At 45.0% G+C, this 20,163-nt stretch carries 7 protein-coding genes; all 7 read left to right on the forward strand.

The genetic code is table 11. The features are described from left to right. Nucleotides 1-5,370 (forward strand): S-layer family protein (locus ICN39_RS09555; protein WP_216233806.1); only part of this gene is annotated, 5,370 nt, incomplete at its 5' end. Nucleotides 5,371-5,401: 31 nt separating this feature from the next. Then, nucleotides 5,402-7,246 carry a peptide transporter gene (locus tag ICN39_RS09560; protein ID WP_216233807.1) on the forward strand — a complete coding sequence of 615 codons (1,845 nt, stop codon included), beginning with the start codon at nt 5,402-5,404 and terminating at the stop codon, nt 7,244-7,246. Beyond that, complete coding sequence (locus ICN39_RS09565) at nt 7,243-8,052, forward strand: peptidylprolyl isomerase (RefSeq protein ID WP_216233808.1); 810 nt, start codon at nt 7,243-7,245, stop codon at nt 8,050-8,052. The genes ICN39_RS09560 and ICN39_RS09565 overlap by 4 nt, the downstream gene beginning before the upstream one ends. Nucleotides 8,053-8,122: 70 nt before the next feature. Continuing rightward, nucleotides 8,123-9,856: a ShlB/FhaC/HecB family hemolysin secretion/activation protein gene (locus ICN39_RS09570; protein WP_216233809.1), complete on the forward strand. Its 1,734-nt coding sequence runs from the start codon at nt 8,123-8,125 to the stop codon at nt 9,854-9,856. A 28-nt stretch (nt 9,857-9,884) separates the two neighbouring features. Further along, on the forward strand, nt 9,885-10,760 hold the full coding sequence (locus ICN39_RS09575) for a peptidylprolyl isomerase (protein ID WP_216233810.1): 876 nt from the start codon (nt 9,885-9,887) through the stop codon (nt 10,758-10,760). Next, nucleotides 10,757-11,290 (forward strand): hypothetical protein, encoded by a 534-nt coding sequence (locus ICN39_RS09580; RefSeq protein ID WP_216233811.1) that lies wholly within the window; start codon nt 10,757-10,759, stop codon nt 11,288-11,290. Before ICN39_RS09575 ends, ICN39_RS09580 begins: the two co-directional genes overlap by 4 nt. A gap of 487 nt (nt 11,291-11,777) precedes the next feature. Next, nucleotides 11,778-20,163, forward strand: an 8,386-nt coding sequence (locus tag ICN39_RS09585) for a filamentous hemagglutinin N-terminal domain-containing protein (RefSeq protein ID WP_216233812.1), incomplete at its 3' end; no start/stop codon positions are given.

A 20,163-nucleotide genomic window follows, 5' to 3' on the forward strand; every position in this document is an offset into this window, starting at 1 on the left:
AACTTATCGCTAGCGAGCATCGCCGGTAATAGCGCCAGCGCGACGACTGACTACAACTTGCAAACCAACAACCTCACATGGGGTAGTGGTGGTCAAGCGGGTACTAACGCTAATATCACCGCAGCAACCCTAACCTTGAGCGCCACCGGCAACATCAGCAAGGTCTATGACGGCAATGCAAATGCTACGGTTGGTTTAGGAAATATCACTATCACTGGACTAGTAGTCGGAGATACACTCACTCTCAGCAATCTCAGTTATGCCGCTTATAACAATGCTAATGTTGTTAATGCAAGCAGTGTTTCTACAACGAATTTGACTATTGCAACTGTTGGTGGAAATCACACTAGCACCTTGAGTGACTATGCACTGCAAACAACCGAACTCAATTGGGGTGTAGGTGGTCAGCCTGGAACATCCGCATCGATTACTCCAGCTAATCTAACGATTACAGCAAACAGCGCGGTAACCCAGTACGGTTTAGGCACAAACTTGACTTCAACAGGATACGCAACATCTGGCTTGGTGAATAACCAGTCAATCGGCGGTGTCACTTTAAGTAGCAATGGTAGTGCGGTAACTACGAACCTAGGTAACTACAGTATTACTGCAAGCAATGTAACTAATAATGCTAGCTTTAGCACTTCAAACTACAACATTAGCTATATAGATGGCAATTTACAGGTCACACCGGCTAACATTACTGTGGTCGCTGACAATCAAAGCCGCACCTATGGTGGGGCAAACCCAACTACGGGCACTGTCACTTTAAATTCTGGTAGTACTCTGTATAACGGCGACACCTTGGGTAATGCCACAGTTACTAGCGCAGCGAATGCTAGTAGCAACGTAGGTAGTTATAGTTTGACAGCAAGTAACCAAACCTTGAGAACCGGCTCGGTTGGTAACTACAACATTACTTATGCGGCCGGCAACCTCACAATCAATCCAGCCAACCTGACCGTTACTGCTAATAGCGCAAACCTGACTTACAACGGTAGTCAGCAGAGCGTAACAGGCTTTACGGGTAGCGGTTTTGTCAATAACGAAACGATAGCCGTATTAACAAATGTGAGCGCTGGTGGATCCGGTACAAATGCTGGTACCTATGTGACTCAGGCAAATGGTACTGCTACTAACTACAACCTCCATTTTGGCAATGGCACATTGACCATTGCCAAAGCTGCTCTATCGGTGACTGGTAATGGTGCCAATACTGCTTATACCGGAGTAATACAAAATATTTCAGGGTTTAATGTCTCTGGCTTGCAGGGTACTGATACGGTTGCTAATTTAAGCAGTATCAGTGCAACCGGAGCTAATGGCACCAATGCTGGTATCTATATCAATGCCGTTACCGTCGGCACAGAAACTAACTATGTATTGACTGGTACTAATGGCACGCTCAATATCGCCAAGGCATTAGTAACTGTTTCCGCGGACAATCAAACTCGCTTGTATGGTCAGACTAATCCAACCTTAACGCAATCTATGACCGGTTTTGTGAACGGGGAGACTGCACTTACCGCGCATGTCGGTGGTTCTAGTGCAGCTAGCACTACAGCAACAAATCTGACAGGGGTAGGTAATTACACGATTGCAAGTAGCGTTGGCAATTTAAGTGCAGCTAACTATAACTTTACTGCTGCCAACGGTACATTGACGATTAATAAAGCGCATCTCACAGTAACCGCAGATGATCAATCTCGCGTGTATGGTTCTGCTAACCCAACATTTACTCAAACGATTACTGGTTTTGTGAATGGTGAAAATTCAACAACTGCGGCTATTGCTGGTGCTGCGCTTGGGTCAAATGCAGCAAATGCTACAACCAACGTAGGTAACTACAGCATTGCAGGTAATACGGGTAATTTAGCGGCAGCCAATTATGACTTTTTGGCGGCTAATGGCACATTAATGATTAACAAGGCGCAACTTTCTGCCCTGGGTTATAAAGTTTACGATGGCTCAAGCGCTATTGTTGGCTCAAATCTAACCGTTAGCGGCGTCAATGGTGAGACATTTGCAGCTACTGGTGCTGCAACGATGACGACAAAGAACGTACAGGCAAATCAAACCTTGTCTAGTCTGAATGGCTTGAGTCTATCTGGGGTTAATGGCTCTAGCCTTGGAAATTATGAATTATTAAATGCAGCCAATACAAGTGTGACTGTGGTGCCATTGAATGTGACTATTGTTGCGCCTAATGCAACCAAGGCCTACGATGGCGCCACGATTCAGCTAGCCACAGCTTCTGACTTGACTGCCTTGTCGGCACAGTTGGTTGGTGGCGACCGAGTAAGCTCTGCCGCAATCACCTATAGCGATAAAAATGCAGGTGCCAATAAGACAGTTACCCTAAACTCAGTGGTCATTAGCGATGACAATGCTGGTGCAAACTACCGTGTGAGCGTTGCTGATGCCACCGGTGGTGTGATTACCAAAGCAAATCTAACGGTTGGCGTAGTAAATGATTTGAAGTTTGTCACCCAAAGTGATCAAGCTGGATACGGTGGCGTTGTTTACAGCGGATTTGTGGCTGGTGAGACAGCCTCAGTATTGTCAACGGGTACGATTACAAGAACCAATGCAGTTATAAACGGAGCTGGTAACTACACTGGTGTCTTGGTCGCTTCAAACTGGTCTGCAAGCAACTACAACATTAACTACCAAGCCGGTAACTACACGATTGTTCCTGCTGATGTATTGGCCATAAAGGCAACCAATGTCACTGCGGCCTATGGAACTACGCCTACTTATAATTTGACGGCGCAGTATCTGCACAACGGAACTATTGTTACTGCATTGGCATCATCCTTTAATGGCACGGTATCAGTCATTGATGGTGCAGGGGGAGCTGCTTACTTTAACTTAAGCGCTATAAATGGTTCATTTAGCTCATCAAATAACTTGCAGGTAGGTGGTTACAACCTAAATGCTTCTAACTTAACTATTGTTGGCAATAACTTTAATAATTTGGCTGTAGCTGGTGCGATCACTATTACGCCGAAGTCTTTAAATAATAATTTAGGTGTTCAGTCGATCACCAAGGTATATGACGGTAGTACCAGTATTACAGCTGCGAATCTATCATTCAACCAGACACTTGCTGGCGTACTGACCAATGACGCAGTTGGTTTGATTGGATCTGGTAGCTATGCAGACCGAAATGTCGGTGCCAATAAGTCGGTGACCTTAAGTATGGGTCTGATTGGTGCTGATGCGCGTAACTATGCATTAACTATCAACACCTTGACAGATAACGTCGGCACCATTACTCAACTATCTTGCGTAACCTATGTTGGTGGCAATACTAGCGGTAATTGGTCATCAGCCTCTAACTGGGCAGGCGGAGCTATTCCGGATGGCAATAACGTCGCGCGCGTCATTATTCCGACGAATGCATCGGTTGTATATAACAGTGATCAGGTTGGCATCACCGGAAGCAATATTAGCAATAGCGGTAACATTATTTTTGCATCAGCCAATCCATTTAACTTGACCAATAATGTGTCGGGCGCAGGCGTTATTACGCAACGTGGCGTTGGGAACTTAACAATTTCTGGCAATAACTCCATTACTGGAGCCGTTGATATTGGTGCTTATAACTTAACCCTTGCAAGTGCCAATGCAATGGGTAATGCAACCTTGATCTCTGCTGGCGGTAATCTTTCATTTGCTTCAGGCGTGGCGGTATCAAGCTTGACTACTAGCGGCAATGTCACCTTATCGAATAATGCCAATATTACCAATGCATTTACAGCAAATGGCTATGTAACCGCCTTAGGAAATATCAATGCTGGCGGTAATTTAATTGCTAATAATGGTATTTCAGTAACGGGCAGCACTAGCGCAGGTGGTAATGTAGTTGTAACGGGTGCTGCTAACTTTGCAAGCAATGTAACAACTGGTGGTGACATGACGGTGAATGGAGCCTCCATATTTGGCGGCTTGGTGAATACAACTGGTAACCAAACATACAACGGTGATTTGACATTCTTAAGTTCTGGAACGCCATCAACAGCTAATAGTTCTGCAATCTCGAACTTCTATAGTAGTGCCGGCAATATTAGCTTTAACGGCACCATTAGTGCTGGTCTGGATTCAGCGGCTGCTCAACGCGATTTAGTCATTTCTGCTGCAAACGGTACAGTGCTATTTAATAATCAGGTTGGACAAAATATTGCGAGCGTCCAAAATGGCTCAACCCAGTACATTCCATATGCAAACTATAGTCGTGCTAGCTTTAGTCCATATGAAATGGAAGTTAAAGCACAAAATATTCAATTAAATGCTGATGTGAGTACATTTGGAGCCCAGCAATATACTGGCTCCGTTGTGATTGGCGGCAATGGCAGCAACGGAAATATCCGTCTATTGTTGTCAATGGATCCGTCGATCATTGTTAAAGGCGATATTAATGGCGCTACCGCCGGACAAGATTCTTTGGTATTGGCAGCCGTTAACCTGCCTGGTGAGTCAGTAGCCCCTGTAATTAGCACTGGCAATATTGGTTTGCTCGTTCCGTTGGCTAATTTGAAGACTATTCAAGGTCAGCAAAATACCAACACCACGGGTAACAGCAATCCACTGGTTGCTGACATTAGCTTCCCTACGGGTCAGCTCAATTTAAATGGCTCGGTAAATACGATTGGCAATCAAACCTATACGGCTAATAATATTTCCTTAAATGGTGCCAACACATTGACTAGCCAAAATGGCACCATTGAAATGATTACGGGATCCAATGGATCTTTAGGCGGTCTATCGAATACTACTTTTGCATTGGCCTCAGGGGCAAATTTAGGAAGTAATTTGGCAAATTTACATCCAGCAAATATTTATCATATCCCTGATCCGCCACCACCGGCTCCACCGCAAGTTCAAAATATTGCCCCTCAAATTACCCAAAGTAACTTGGTTGAGACAAACCAGACTAAGGTGACTTTGCTTGCACAGAATAATTCGGGTATTGCTCAATACGCCTTGAATATGAACCAGGCACAGCAGGCTATACAGTATATGAAGACAACGGCCAGTGATATTGCCATGAGCACTGGCGGGGTTTCTGTATCGATGGGCGATACAGTGACAAGGCCAGGCAGTTCGCCGATGAGTGACTTGGGTGTAAAGGTAGATAGCTCGCCTGTAGGCGGTTTGCCGATGAGTGAATTACTAACCAAAGCAGGTATTTCAGCCATGGGAGATGGAGCGGCAAAAGTGGATGGACCGTCGGCGAATGAGGGCACATCAAAATCGGGTGGCGCATCATCTAGTCAAGGTACTAAGAAAGGCTCAAACACTTTGGTTAGTGATGCGTCTGATATAAGTTGCACCCCGTCAGATTCTAATTCCTGCTCAAGCAAATAAGATGCGCTTGAGCTGCTCATGAAAGTATTAAATGGTTTTTAAGCTTGAAGATTTTGAACATACGGCATACAGTCGTCAGCATGAAGAGGCAGCTAGGATGCTTGTCAACCTACTATCCATTTTGGATAGTAGTTATGGCGTACCAGGAATGCAGTTTCAGGCGCAGCCCTTGGCAGGGATTTCTGAAGCTGAGCGCGAGGCCCACGTTGGTGTGCGTTTAGCATCAGCTATCTCTTGCTTGTTCTCGGATAAAGATTTTCACTTTGCCCCGCAAAGCTTAACTTCGCTATTTACTCTGCAGCGTTGGTTCGCAACCATATTTGGATCTACACTATTTCTGAATGCGGATCATGTAGTGCGCGCATTGAACTTAGCCGGTAAGGGGAATTTAGGTCACCTAGAAGTCACCGCGCAAGATTTGCCCAAGTTTGCACTGCTCTATCTGCCAGAATCTGAGATTATTTTGGAGATAGATAAATTATGGGATGCCAATAAATACCTGGCTTCCTCATTAGGTATGGCGCTCTTATCGCCACGCTTTTTGGGTTCCCCGCAGGCACACAACAAGCGCGAAGTACTCCTACCTTGGTTGACAGAAAAGCTTCCAGAAATAGAAACACTAGAAGCCTTGCCATTTGGCATCATGCATGACGTCTATATGCACTGTAGTTATGCAGATCGTGCAGATAAACATGAAATCAAGGGCGCCATCAATACTTTGATTGAGCGTTGGCTAGAAACTTATAAGCTGCTTCCCCTAGAAACTCCAGTTTTGCCAGCCAAGAAAGGGCAGAAGCCCACTATGCTTGTCGTGATGGAGTGGTTTAACGCAGGTCACTCTATTTACCGTACACACTCAAGAACCCTTGAAGCCGCAAAAGAGCTGTTCCATATTGTTGGTATGGGGCTGGCCAATGCAACCGATGCTGTTGGTCATGCAGTCTTTGACGAGTGGATTGAGATTAAACAAGGCTCTTTACAAGAGCAGATTTCTCAAATTAGAAATGTTGCACAAGAACGTGAAGCTCAAGTCTTTTACATGCCCAGCGTTGGCATGTTCCCACTGACGATGATGCTTGCCAATATTCGTTTGGCACCAGTGACGGCAATGGCCTTAGGTCATCCAGCAACTTCACATTCCGCCTCAATGGATTATGTGGTGGTAGAAGAGGATTACGTTGGCGATCCTGAGTGCTTTAGCGAGGAATTATTAGTTCTGCCGAATGATGGCATGCCATATCGCCCATCAGGATTAGCAAGTCAAAACCCTGAGCCACCGATTATTCGGGAAAAACCGGAAGTAGTGGATATAGTGGTCGCAGCATCAGCCATGAAGATCAATCCAGAGTTTCTCAATGCTTGCAAAGAAATTGCTACACGTAGCAAAGTGCCTGTGAGATTTCATTTTGCGGTGGCTTTTGCACAAGGCATGGTCTACGAACAAGTCAAGCGGGTAGTGCGCAATGTATTGGGTGATTACGCCATTGTGTATGCCCACCGTGGCTACAAAGAGTATATGGAAATAGTGCGTAAGTGCGATATGTATATCAATCCATTCCCATTTGGTAATACCAACGGGATTATCGATACAGTCACCGCTGGTTTGATTGGTGTTTGTAAGACGGGCAGGGAAGTGAATGAGCATATCGACCAAGGCCTATTTGAGCGCTTCGGTATGCCCAACTGGTTAGTCGCTACCACTACAGAGGATTACATTAAAGCAGCGGTCAAGCTTGCTGAAAATCATGGGTTACGCAATGAACTCAGACGTAAGCATGCTGGACCAGATAAGGTGCAGCGTATTTTCGAAGGTCGCCCTGAGATCATGGGGCAAATGTTGATGGACCGTCTTAAAAAGGCCAAGAGTAATTCATGAAATCTAAATTAATCCCAATCCTATTAGCAGCAACATGCTTTTTCCTGAACTCCGTTCAGGCTCAGCCCTCCAAAACTCTGCTAACCGTTAATGGCGCCAAAATTACCAATGCCCAAGTAGATCAATGGGTTTCGGTATCTGTATCTGAAGGGGCTAAAGACACTCCCGAGCTTCGTCAATCGATTCTGAATGATCTCGTTCTACGTGAAGCTGTAGCGCAAGATGCCAAGAAGACAGGTCTTCTGACTAAAGGTAACAATGCCTTTAAGATTAAGATGGCAGAACAAAATGCCATGATGGATATCTGGTTTTCCCAATACTTTGCGGATCACCCAGTAACCAATGATGATGTTCGGGCTGTCTACGATAAACAAGTAGAGCTCAGCAAGGATCCGAAGAACTCAAAAGAGTATTTGGTTTCTCAAATCGTGGTTGCTAACGAGTCCGAAGGGGCTGAGCTTATTAAGCAAATCAATAATGGTGCTTCTTTTGCAGATCTGGCTAAAGCAAAATCCTTAGATCAAAACTCTGGTCAACAAGGGGGTATTGTTGGATGGGCACTTCCAACGCAATTAACGCCTCCGATCAGTGATTTGGTTCCTAATCTGACCAAGGGCAAGATCACGCAAACCCCTGTAAAAACAGCTAATGGTTGGCACATCATCAAAGTGGATGATGTCAGACCTTTCGTCATGCCTACCTTTGATCAGGCAAAAAATACTATTGCTCAGTCCCTTATTCAGCAAAAGCGCCAGGAAGCCGTCAATGCCTTGATGCAGACCACTAAGATTACTAAAGGTAACTAGCGCATAGCTACCTTTCTGACTTATTATCAATCACATACAGCTAATATTTATCTTTAACGGTTCTATCTCGATGTCCATAACGCAATCTACCCGCTTTCATAAATCAATCTATGCCTTGGTGGCAATTAGCTTGATTTCCTCTGGCTCTGTATTTGCGCAAGTGGATGCCGGTGCATTGCAACAGAACTTAGAAAAACAGTTACCACTACCATCGCCCTTAGCGCTTCCAGAGCCCAGCTCAAAAGAGGGTACTCGTCCGGGTGAGCCACGCAAAGATGAACTTACTTTTCAGGTAAAGCAGTTTGCATTGGAAGGCATCAGCATTCTTCCAGAAGCTAGCATTCAAGAAGTATTAAAGCCATGGGTCGGTCGCGCTGTTAGTTTTGATGATTTGCAGAAAGCCTGTGATGCTGTGGTGGATTTTTATCGTAAGAGTGGCTTCACAGTTCAGGCAATCTTGCCGCCGCAAAAAATTGCTAATGGCGTTGTGAAAATCCTAGTAACAGAAGCCAAGTTAAGTAGCGTCATTGTTGACACCCCCAATGGTCCAACACGCTTTAGTAAAGATACTACTGCTGAATATATTACTTACGCTAATCCACTCGGGCAGCCTTTAAATGCCGAAGCAGTAGAACGTGCCTTGATTATTCTCAATGAGACGCCTGGTGTTATGGTCACTAGCCAATTAGAGCCTGGCGAGAAAGATGGCGAGACCGCCTTGCGTTTGCAGCTCACCGAACCGCAGTGGTACCAAGGCAGGGTAGAGGCGAATAACTACGGCAGTAGAACGACTGGAGCCAATCAGGGGGTGATTGCCTTAAGTGGAATCAATCCATTAGGTATTGGCGATCAAATATCAGTGAATGGTATTTATTCAGAAGGCTCACAATATGTGCAAGGCGCCTACTCTTTACCAGCATCTAAAGATGGGCTGCGCTTAGGCGTTGCTGGAACTTTTCTGAACTACAAGAACGTCAGCAATTACGCCAATACTGCTAATGCTGGTTATGGTGATGCGTGGACTACAGGCGTAAGTGCCGCATACCCATTGGTACGTTCTCAAGGCACTAACGTGAACGTTACCGCTAACTATGATATTAAAGAGTACACCAATAAGAATAGTCAGACATTAACAACTATCAGCGCCTACAACATCCGAAATGCAACGGTTGGTATCTCAGGGAATCATTACGACAGCTTGGCTGGTGGCGGCATTAGCTCGGGATCACTCGCTGCCGTGTTTGGTAACTTAGATATTCTGTCAACTAGTGTGCCGGGCTATGGTTTATATACGCCTTCTAGCTTTACAAAGTTCACCTTTGCAGGCAATCGCACGCAGCAGTTAAGTGAAGATGGAACAACGACTGCCTATGTTGCAGTAAGCGGACAGTTTTCTTCTGTGAACTTAAATTCTGCAGAGCAAATTTATATGGGTGGACCGTATGCTGTACGTGCTTACCCAGTTGCACAAGGCGGTGGATCACAAGGTGGTATTGGCACCATTGAGTTGCGACATCAATTTCCTGAGCGCATTACTGCGAGCATGTTCTATGACGTAGGTTTAGTGCAGCAATATAAAAATACCTATCAAAACTGGCAAGGCCTAACTAATGCGAACAATACCTATTCCTTGCAAGGCGCAGGCCTTGGTTTGAAATGGGATTGGGAGGGTTGGAACTTAGGGGCAATGGTAGCTTGGCAAATTGGCAAGAATCCTTTGTATAGTTCGACTGGTCAGCAGGTCGCTACTGATGGCACCACAACCAATCCACGTGGGTGGTTTACTGGTAGCTATCAGTTCTAATCACATAACTCGCTGAAGTAAACCACTTATGGCGCTCAAACAATTTGCTTTAGTAGTATTGATTGGCATATCCGCGGTAAGCACTGTTAGTGCTCAAACGAAATCTAACGCCAAGACAGAGATTAAGTCCGAAGCTCAATCAGCCACTAAGTCTGATCCTAAAGCTGATTTTGAGTTCATAGCCACGGTTAATGGTGTACCGATCACGCAAGGCTTATTTAATCTCAACCTTCAAGCAGCTCTAGCTCAGGGTCAAAAAGATACTCCCCAGTTACGTGAATCTATCAAAAATGAACTCATTAACCGCCAACTCATTGCGCAAGACGTAGTGAAGCAGGGTTTAGATAAAGAAGTTGACCTACAAGATCAGATTACACAGCTTCGTCAAAACCTTTACCTTCAGGTCTTAATAGAGGACCATCTCAAGAAAAACCCCATTACCAATGAAAAGCTAAAAGAAGAGTACGAAAAGCAAAAGCAATATCTTGGTGGGGGTTCAGACCAGGCAACTCAATACAAAATTAGCCAAATTATCCTTAAATCCGAATCTGAGGCTATTGCAACGGTTGGGCGTCTACAAAATGGCGATTCTTTTGCCAAAGTGGCTAAGGAGGTGTCCTTGGATACCGCCACAAAACAGCAGGGCGGGTCTTTAGGCTGGGTTAGTCCTGCACAGTTAGCTTCTCCAATTGCAGATGTTGTGGGAACTCTAGGTAAGGGTGGCTATAACAAGACGCCAATCAAGCTTTCAAACGCCTGGGTCATTATTCAGGTAGAAGATACCCGATCATCCAAGATCCCTAGCTTTGATGCTTCAAAGAATCAGCTAAGACAGGCCATTATTCAGCAATATCTTGCAGAGACCATTAAGCGTTTGCGAGAGATGGCGAGGGTAGTGCAATGAAGCAGTTATTGATTAGTATATTGTTGTTATTTGCAACGCTATCAGGGATTGCTAAGGCTGGTGAGAAAATTGCTGTCCAGAATTGGGTCGCCGAACTCAATGGTCAAGTGAATGAGGCATACACCGTTAACGGACCTCAATCTTCTTTTGGGATGTTTTGCTCAGGAGAGCAGTGTCTTTTTTATCTGCATCAAAGCCTACGTTGCACACCAGGAGAAAAGTATTCCGTTCTCATGAACGGACCACCGATTTCTTCTGCTCTGACGATGGAGTGCACGCAAATCAATGGAAATCTATTTCAGATTCTCAAGCCGTTTGATGAAGTGCTTAAGGGCATTCAAAATGGAGAGGCGATTTGCTTTGCGGTAGCACTTCAATCAGGCGCATTTGCAGTGAATCGATTTAGCTTGTCTGGTGCAAATGTTGTCATCAGGCGTGTGATGCAAGAGGCAGCACAAAGCAAATTTCAGAATCAAATTCCGCCAACACCAGCGCCACAAAAATCAACTAAACCTGATATCAAAATCTAAATTTAATAGATATTTTCTGTCGGGGAAGAAGGCCTGAAATTACCGAATTTTATTGAAATCATCATTAATATATTTATACCCAAAAATTAAGCCCTTATAGATATTAGGCTGGCGGGAGGGGCTTTGGCATATTTGATAAATGAGCCTATTTTGCTTAAAATTGGGGTGTTAATTAAGGGGTTGATTAAGACTTCAATTAATTAATTATTTCAAAACTTATTAAGTTGAAAAAACCATATGTTTAGTTTGTTTTTCAACCAACACTTTTATGTTGAAGGTGTTCGGTTTAGATAAAAATTTCTGGACCAAATTTTCTGATCAAAACGATCAGCAAACAAACTCAACCCGCTTTTCCCAAGACCTGCTTTCTAAGCAAAATTTCCTCACCTTTATAGGTCATTTGGCATTTTCTTGGTGCAAAAATTCCATTAGCACTAAAGCCAAGAAAATTTCTCTAACCGGCCTTGCTTCAACTTTCATAGCATTTTTGGCTGGAAATTTATTCATCGGCATTGTTGCGGCAGCAAATCCCACTGTCCCAAATCTTCCAAGTGCTCTCCCCACAAACGGAAGAGTCGTCGCCGGAAACGCTGCCATTTCCCAAACCCAAACCCCCACAACTGCAGCAATGACTGTGAACCAAACTTCGCAACGCGCTGTTGTGAACTGGGATAGTTTTAATGTCGGTAAAAATGCATCAGTTACGTTTAATCAACCCAATGCTAATGCTGTCACTTTGAATCGCGTCACTGGTGCAACCGCATCGATGATTGAAGGCGCCGTAAAAGCAAATGGACAAGTGGTCTTTGTAAATCCAAACGGAGTAACGTTTGGCAAAGGCGCAGAAATTAATGCCGCTGGTGTCGTAGCAACGACCATGGATATCTCCAATAAAGACTTCATGGACGGTAAATCCACTTACAAAGGCAACGGCAGGGGATCAGTTATCAATGAAGGCAAGATCTCTACCAATACCGAAGGTGGTTACATTGCCTTGTTAGCCCCTGAAGTGCGCAATGATGGCTATCTTCTAGCCAAAAAAGGATCTGGCACCGTAGCAATGGCTGCGGGTGAGCAAATTACCCTCGACTTTAAGGGCAACTCGCTTATCTCCGTCAAAGTAGACGTCGGAACCTACAACGCGTTAATCGAAAACAAGCGGGTAGTTGAAGTTAATGGCGGTTTAGTGGTTATTGCCGCCGGGTCTGCCAATCAACTCATGGCCAGTGTTATTAAAAACACCGGCCGTATCTCTGCAAGCAGCATGGTGAACAACGGCGGAGTCATTGAGCTCGTAGCCAATACCGTCACCCAGGCTGGCAAAGTAACAGCGAACAGCAAAACAGCCGAAGGCGGTCAGATCAATATCGTCGGTAATGACATCACCATTGCCCAAAACTCCAAAACGACAGCCACTGGCGCTACCAATGGTGGCCAGGTTAATATCGGCCTAGCTTCTACCCAAGTATCCGGTGGCACGCAAGTGAATGCTCCTACCCAAGCCGGTATTAAAGCCAATACAAACCAAGCAGCCCAAAACAAGCAATTAGCCCGAACGGTCACCATTGAGCAAGATGCCTTAATCGATACTTCATCAACCAGCTCCGGTAATGGCGGAGCCATTGCGATTTGGTCTGAAGTCAAAACTACCGTAGCGGGCATCCTTAAATCGATGGGTGGCGCAATCTCCGGTAACGGCGGCTTTATTGAGACCAGCTCCAAAGGCACAGTCAACCTAACGCCAACAGCCAGCATCAATACCAGTGCTACCAATGGCAAAGCCGGTACTTGGCTCCTTGACCCAATTGATCTGACTATTGATGCCACAACAGCTAGCCTCATATCTGCAGTCCTAGCTAACAGTAACGTCACTATTGAAGTAACTAGCAATACCAACACCTGCCCAATCGGGTCCTGTACCCAAAATGGTACCGGCAGCTTAACGATTGCAAGTGGTGCCGATATCCTCAAGGCGGGCACCAATCTGACTACCTTAACTCTGAGTAGTGCCGGCATCTTTAACCTGAACGCCAATATCAGTGGTCAGAACCTGTCGGTCATCATCAGTTCCTCGATTGCATACCTGAATGTGGGTAGCTCGATCACTGCTAGTGAAGTAACCGTTCAAGCCCAAACCATCTATAGTGCTGGCAGCATCCAAACAAGTAACTACCTAGCTAACACTGGCAATACCCTAGGCAATGCCATCAAGTTATTGGCTCAGGCGATTTATGTGTCAGGTGGCTTAACTCTGAACGCTAACTTACCAGTCAACGGGGCTACAACTATTACTGTTAATGGTGTAGCGAAGAGGCCAGATGAATTACCCGCCTATTTAACTTCACAAAATGCTGACCAAAGCCTTAATCGGGTTTATTCCACAAGCGCAGCGAATGACTCAAATAGCCTTCAGATTGCGCCAGCCCAGAGTAATGTGATTTACCTGACTGGAAGTACTTTAGCTGAGTTGCAATCTTTTGCCATGTTGCAAGCTAATGGCACAACGGGTGGATCTATTTTTATATCAGCCCCAACCATCAGCACCCAGGCTGGCAGCGTAGTGCAAGCGAACGGTAATAATGGCCCGGGTGGTGTAATCGCTTTTTCAGGTGATCAAATAACCGTAGCAGGCAATATTGCAGCAAATGGATCTACAGATGGCGGCGCCATCACTCTCATCGCCAATAATGGCGATCTCATTATTCAAAATAGCGTTATTCAGACAAACGGCGGGGCAGGTCGCGGCGGTAGTTTTGGCGCATCCGCAAATAATAATGTCACCATCACCAGCAGCGCTATTGAAGCAACTGGTTATAACCAGGGTGGATCTATCAAAATTGGCAATGATGCAAGCAACGGCACATTGCCTTTTGCTTTATCTACGACCCTAGATCAATACACCACTCTCAATGCCTCACAGCTAGACCCCAATCAAAGCAATCTACATGGTGGTTTGATTGAAACCTCTGGCGGCACACTCAGTTTGCTATCAAGTATTAATGCGGGTAGGGGTGGTATCTGGTTAATTGATCCGTATGACTTAATCATCAACGATGCCGTCGCAGACACTATTAATACCGCTCTTAATGCCTCTACTAACGTACAAATCAGCACGCCGGGAGCTGGCAATATCAGCATCCGTTCTGCAATTAATGCAACATCCGGCTCAGCAACCCTAACCTTTACCTCAACAACCATTGAATTAAACACTAACGTCGCAACACTTGGTGCACAAACCTATAACGGTGATGTTGTACTTGGGGCATCTGTAACCCTCACGGCCGGCAATGATTCAACAGTCCTTTTCAATGGAAATATCAATGCCGCCTCATCTGGCATTCAATCGCTGACTATTAATGTTGGAACTGGAGCGGTCACTTTCGGTGGGTCAGTGGGCGCTACAACACCCCTGTCATCATTAAGCGTAAATAATGGCGGGTCTTCTGTAGTAGCTGGAAATGTAACTACAACAGGCCCCGACGGCCAAAATTATGGAGGCAATCTTTCTTTGGCGGCATCTGACATTACCCTAAGCAGCGGTACAGGGCCAGTCAGTATTGCTGGAAATGTTGTTGTAAGCGGTGCATTAACAAAAGTAATTCAGTTTCTAAAGGATGGATCATATGTGTTCGATGGTTCTTTAACCAATCCTGGAAACGGTAATTCGTATAGCAATCAGATTGTTGACGGTGGGTTGCTTTCTTTTGATTTAACTATATCTACTTTTACTTGGACTCCAGCGGCTTCACTTCAAGCCAATTATTTGGTTGTTGCTGGCGGTGGCGGCGGGGCTGGTAATGGTGGCGGTGGCGGTGGCGGTGGTGGAGTATTGATTAGTTCTGCAGCTTTTTCAGGAGCCACTTCTTATCAAATTGCCATTGGTGCAGGTGGATCTGGTGGAATGAATAGCCCTGGTGCCTCGGGTGGTAGCTCATCTATATCTGGATCTGGATTTACAACCATCTATGCTTATGGCGGTGGTAGGGGTGGTTATAGTCAATACGACCCAGCACTTAGCGGTGGTTCGGGTGGTGGCGGATCATTTGGAAAGTCTGGGGCACTTGGCACACCAGGTCAGGGCAACTCTGGAAGTTCAGGTATCAATACTTACGTTGGCAGTTACACTGGCGGCGGTGGCGGAGCAGGTGGTGCAGCTGGAATGCCTTACCCAATTTCTCTTGGGTATCACGCTGGTGATGGCGGCGCTGGAATTGCATCTTCGCTAACAGGCGCTCAGCAGTATTATGGGGCCGGTGGCGGTGGCGCGGGATCGGGTATTGGTGAGCCTGGAATTGGCGGCTCTGGGGTGGGTGGAAATGGCTCAACCATTGTGTTCCAACCCGGAGGAAATGCAATTGGTTATGGCAATGGTGGTGGCGGCGGAACAAGCAATGGAAATGGGTATGGTGGCAGAGGCTCTGACGGTATAGTCGTCTTGAGTTATTCGAACAGCAGCTCAAGATTGACTATTAATTCTTCTAATGCGTCTAGCTCTATTTCAGGATCCATTCATGGAAATATATCTTTAGCACTGGATGGCTCCGGCACTCTAAACCTCTCAGGCGCCAATACATATATGGGCGCCACCAATATCGCTCGGGGTGCAACACTATCACTATCTGGCACTGGTTCAATAGCTAACTCTTCAGCAGTGAATGTCGATGGGGTGTTTGATATCTCCAAAGCTTCTGCGCCTGTCTCGATCAAATCTCTAAATGATTTAACTCCTGGAGCGGGCTATGGAGTAGCTTCTTTAGGCAGCAATACTTTAACGATTGGCTCTGATGCTGGAGCTGGTAGTTTTAGTGGTGTGATCCAAGATGATGTCGTTACTGGCGGCAATATAGTGATTACAGGCAATGGGTATACACAGACTCTTTCCGGTGTTAACACTTATATTGGCAACACCTATATTGTTCAAGGCGTAACCTTAGCTTTAGTTGGTGCTGGCTCAATCGCTAATTCTTCTGCGGTAATCGACAATGGAATCTTCGATATCTCAGGTGCCGGTAGTGATATTTCTATTCAAAGTTTAGGAAGTATTGATTTTGTTGCGCACAATCAAAGTCTTTCTTCTGTCCTTTTGGGCTCGAATAATTTACTAATAACTAATCCGCATGGCGGCGATGGTTATAGTTGGTTTTATGGAAATATTAGAGGTTCTGGTGGCGTAACTATTTCTTCTGTCTCAAATGGAAGTAATGATATTTGGAATAGCACGGCCCACCAAATTCAGGTATTTGTTGGGTCAAATGAATATAGTGGACCAACAATAATTAATGTCACTGCCGGGCTCTATCTTTGGAGAAATGGCGGTATTGCTAATTCAAGCAGCGTAACCAATGATGGGATCTTATTTTTAGATGGAAATGATTGGCCAAAAGATAAATCCTATACCCTCAATAATTTAACCGGAAGTAATACTGGAGTCATCACTGGAAGTGGCGTACTTACTATTCGGGGAAACAACACCAACTATGCCGGCATTATTCAGGATGAGCCATCTCCACCTGCATGCTGCAGTCCTCAATTAAGTGTAATTATCTCTAGTGGCACCCAAACACTCTCGGGTGCTAACACTTATACAGGCAGCACTACTATTAGCAATGGCACTTTGATTGTTACATCTCTTGCCGATGGTGGGGTGGCTAGTAGTGTTGGTATGTCATCGAGTGATGCAGCAAATTTAATTTTTAATGGCGGCACTTTGCAGTATGTAGGAAGCGGTCCCATTAGTACTGATCGCCTTTTTACCATTACCGCCTTGGGTGGCACGATTAATGGCTCAGGCGTCGACAGTAGTTCAATAGTGAACTTTACTAGTCAGGGCAATATCGCATTATCTGGTGCCGGTAGTCGTACATTTATTTTTACTGGTAGCGCGCTGAATAATCAATTTCACCCAACCATACCGGATACCGATGGAAGTAATGGCATAACTACCGTCGATCAAACTGGAATTGGATCCTGGATTCTTCCGGATAGCTCGACTATCCGGATTAGTTCGGGTCTTGTTGATCTGAGCGCGTTATCTAGTAAGTCGGTCATCATTATGTCTGGGGACGCAACCCTTGATCTACTTGGCCAATCACTTACCATTGCAAAAATTACCGGGGGTGCTGGAAATACCATCACAAATAGCATTGCTGGTAGTCAAGTATATTTAACTTTGATAGGTACTACTTTAGGAAACTTCTCTGGCGTTATCCAAGATGGCAGTGGCATTTCACTTGGATTAATCTTAATTAGTTCTAGTAATAATGGAACCCTTATATTAAGTGGATCCAATACATATAGTGCCTCTACTTACATTACCAGGGGTGTTTTGGCGGCAAGAAGTGCAAGTGCCTTAGGGGCTTCATCGGTAATTATTGGCGGTGCAGGCAAGTTAGATCTTCAGTATTCCGGCACCGTCACTTTGAGCTCTAGTCTAAGAATGGTCGGAAGCAGTGAAATCACTAATTCTGTAAACATCTCTAATTTACAGGTGAGGGGTAACAGTGTCCTGGCCGGCAGTGTTACAACTAGCGGCAACCAGTCATATGAAGGCACTGTTACCTTAGCCGCTAACACTATGCTCACTTCTTCCGATTCAATTACCTTTAGCTCAACTGTCGATAGTATTGGATCAAGCCCTTATAGCCTGATCATTCATAATAACTCCGCAAATACAACGTTCGGATCATCAGTTGGCGCTACTTATTCACTTAATCAGTTGTCAATTAGCGGTAATGTTCTGCTTGGTGGTGATGTGAATACACAAGGAGACCAGACCTATAGTGGCAATGTCACGTTAACTGCAGAAAATATTAGCCTCAACTCAAATGCACTTGGTATTGATGGGGGTGGTAGTTCGGGCGCTGTGGTGATTAATGGGTTGCTAAACCAAATTAGCGCTAGCCGACTATTTATTAACTCGGGTTCTGGAAAAGTAAGTATCTTCGGGAATATTGCCGATTTAGAGATGCTATCCATAACTTCTTCCAACACTGAAAATACTGTAGCGGGAATTATCAGTGGTGCAACTAGCTTTGCCTTTTCTGGCTCATCGGGTGTACTTACTTTAACCGGTGCAAATACTTACACTGGAACTACATTAATTGATCAAGGCGCAACCCTCGCTCTTAAGGGCGCCGGAAAGATTGATTATTCTTCTAGCGTAGACGTAACTGGAACCCTCGATATTCAAAAATATATCACTATCTCCGCACTAGCTGTGCATGATTCGGGGAGCATCATCAATTCCACCGGATCACCTTCAAGCCTTACAGTAAGGGGATTAAGTGTTTTAGCAAATTCAGTCGAAACTTATGGAGATCAAACATACCTTGGTCCCGTAACTCTGGCTAAAAATACCTACCTTTCTGGAGATGCGGTATATTTTTATGGCACTGTAGATGGCAAGAGAAAATTATTCATTGATTCTTTCTTAACTGTATTAATGGGTGATGTTGGCTCTATCAATCCGTTGCGTACACTGAAGATTAACGCTGCCATTATTGATATTGTTGGAAACGTTCGCACCAGCGGGAATCAAACCTATAGCGCCTGGGAAGTTTTAGTTGGGGATCCTAATTCTAGCGATGCAAGATCAATAAGCTTGGTCTCTCGCTACGGAAATATCAAGATTAATGCTGCTATCGATGATATTAGTGGGTGTGCAGATTGCCAGTTCTTTGGTGTTGATTATGGCTCTTCATCCATTCCATTAATGAGTACGTCGCTTACTTTGCGCGCTCAGAATATCGTCTTAAACGACCATGTTGGTTATTACATACCCCTTTCACAGCTCAAAGTCTTCAGTGCCAATCCATTGGATCTTAAAGTCAGTGTTACAACCCTGAACTTACAGCAATATGCCGCCCCTAGCATTACCCTTGGTCAGAATGTGACCCTCAATGGCTTGGGCGGAACAATCTCCTTTATCACCGATAGCCTAACAACCCGTAGAAGTGATTCCATCTTTAGCAGTGGCGGCACTTTAGCCATTGCAACTTATAGCGACATTCCAATTAACTTAGGTTGGAATGATTTGAATAATGGTGGCTTAAACATTCGTATGTCAGTGCTCAATGGTCAAGAGCGCACTGTATTTGGCTGGAATGGTTTTGATGCTTACGAACCTTTTGCAAACTTCATCATAGGTAATCAAGAGTACCAACGTGATGGCCCAATCTATCTAAATCGTTCAATCAACAATCAAAACGGCGCATCGTTTACTTTTAATAGTCCAGTAGTCCTGCTTAGAGATGCTGCTATATCTTCATATGGTGGAAGCATTACCTTTAATGACACCATAAATAGCTATGATGACATTACTCCTTATAGTTTGACTTTAAACGCTGGAAGAGGCGAATGTTTATGTTCCGTTATCGTTAATAAGAAAGTGGGCGGAATAAATCCCTTATTGCAGCTCACCATCGAAGCCAATGACACTTACTTAGCCGCCAATGTCAAAACCATCTGGAACCAGAATTACTCTGGCAATCTGTGGATCGGTCAAGCGGATAACTGGGTTCCTGACTTCGTACCACCTTGGGCTGCTGGCAAGAACATCCGCTTGCAATCAGACCAAGGCAATATTAACTTTTACGGCAAAGTAGGGGATGCTGGTGCTCTAGTCTTTGATGACTATGGACCAATGTACTGGACTGATGGCGTCAATAGCCTGACGGTCAAAGCCAATAATGGCGCCGTGTACTTTAATAAAGCCGTCGGCAGCAATGGCACTGCTTTAGATCAGCTCACCATCGAAGCCAATGACACTTACTTAGCCGCCAATGTCAAAACCATCTGGAACCAGAATTACTCTGGCAATCTGTGGATCGGTCAAGCGGATAACTGGGTTCCTGACTTCGTACCACCTTGGGCAG

This window comes from Polynucleobacter sp. AP-Reno-20A-A9 (assembly GCF_018882085.1).
Taxonomy (GTDB): Bacteria; Pseudomonadota; Gammaproteobacteria; order Burkholderiales; family Burkholderiaceae; genus Polynucleobacter.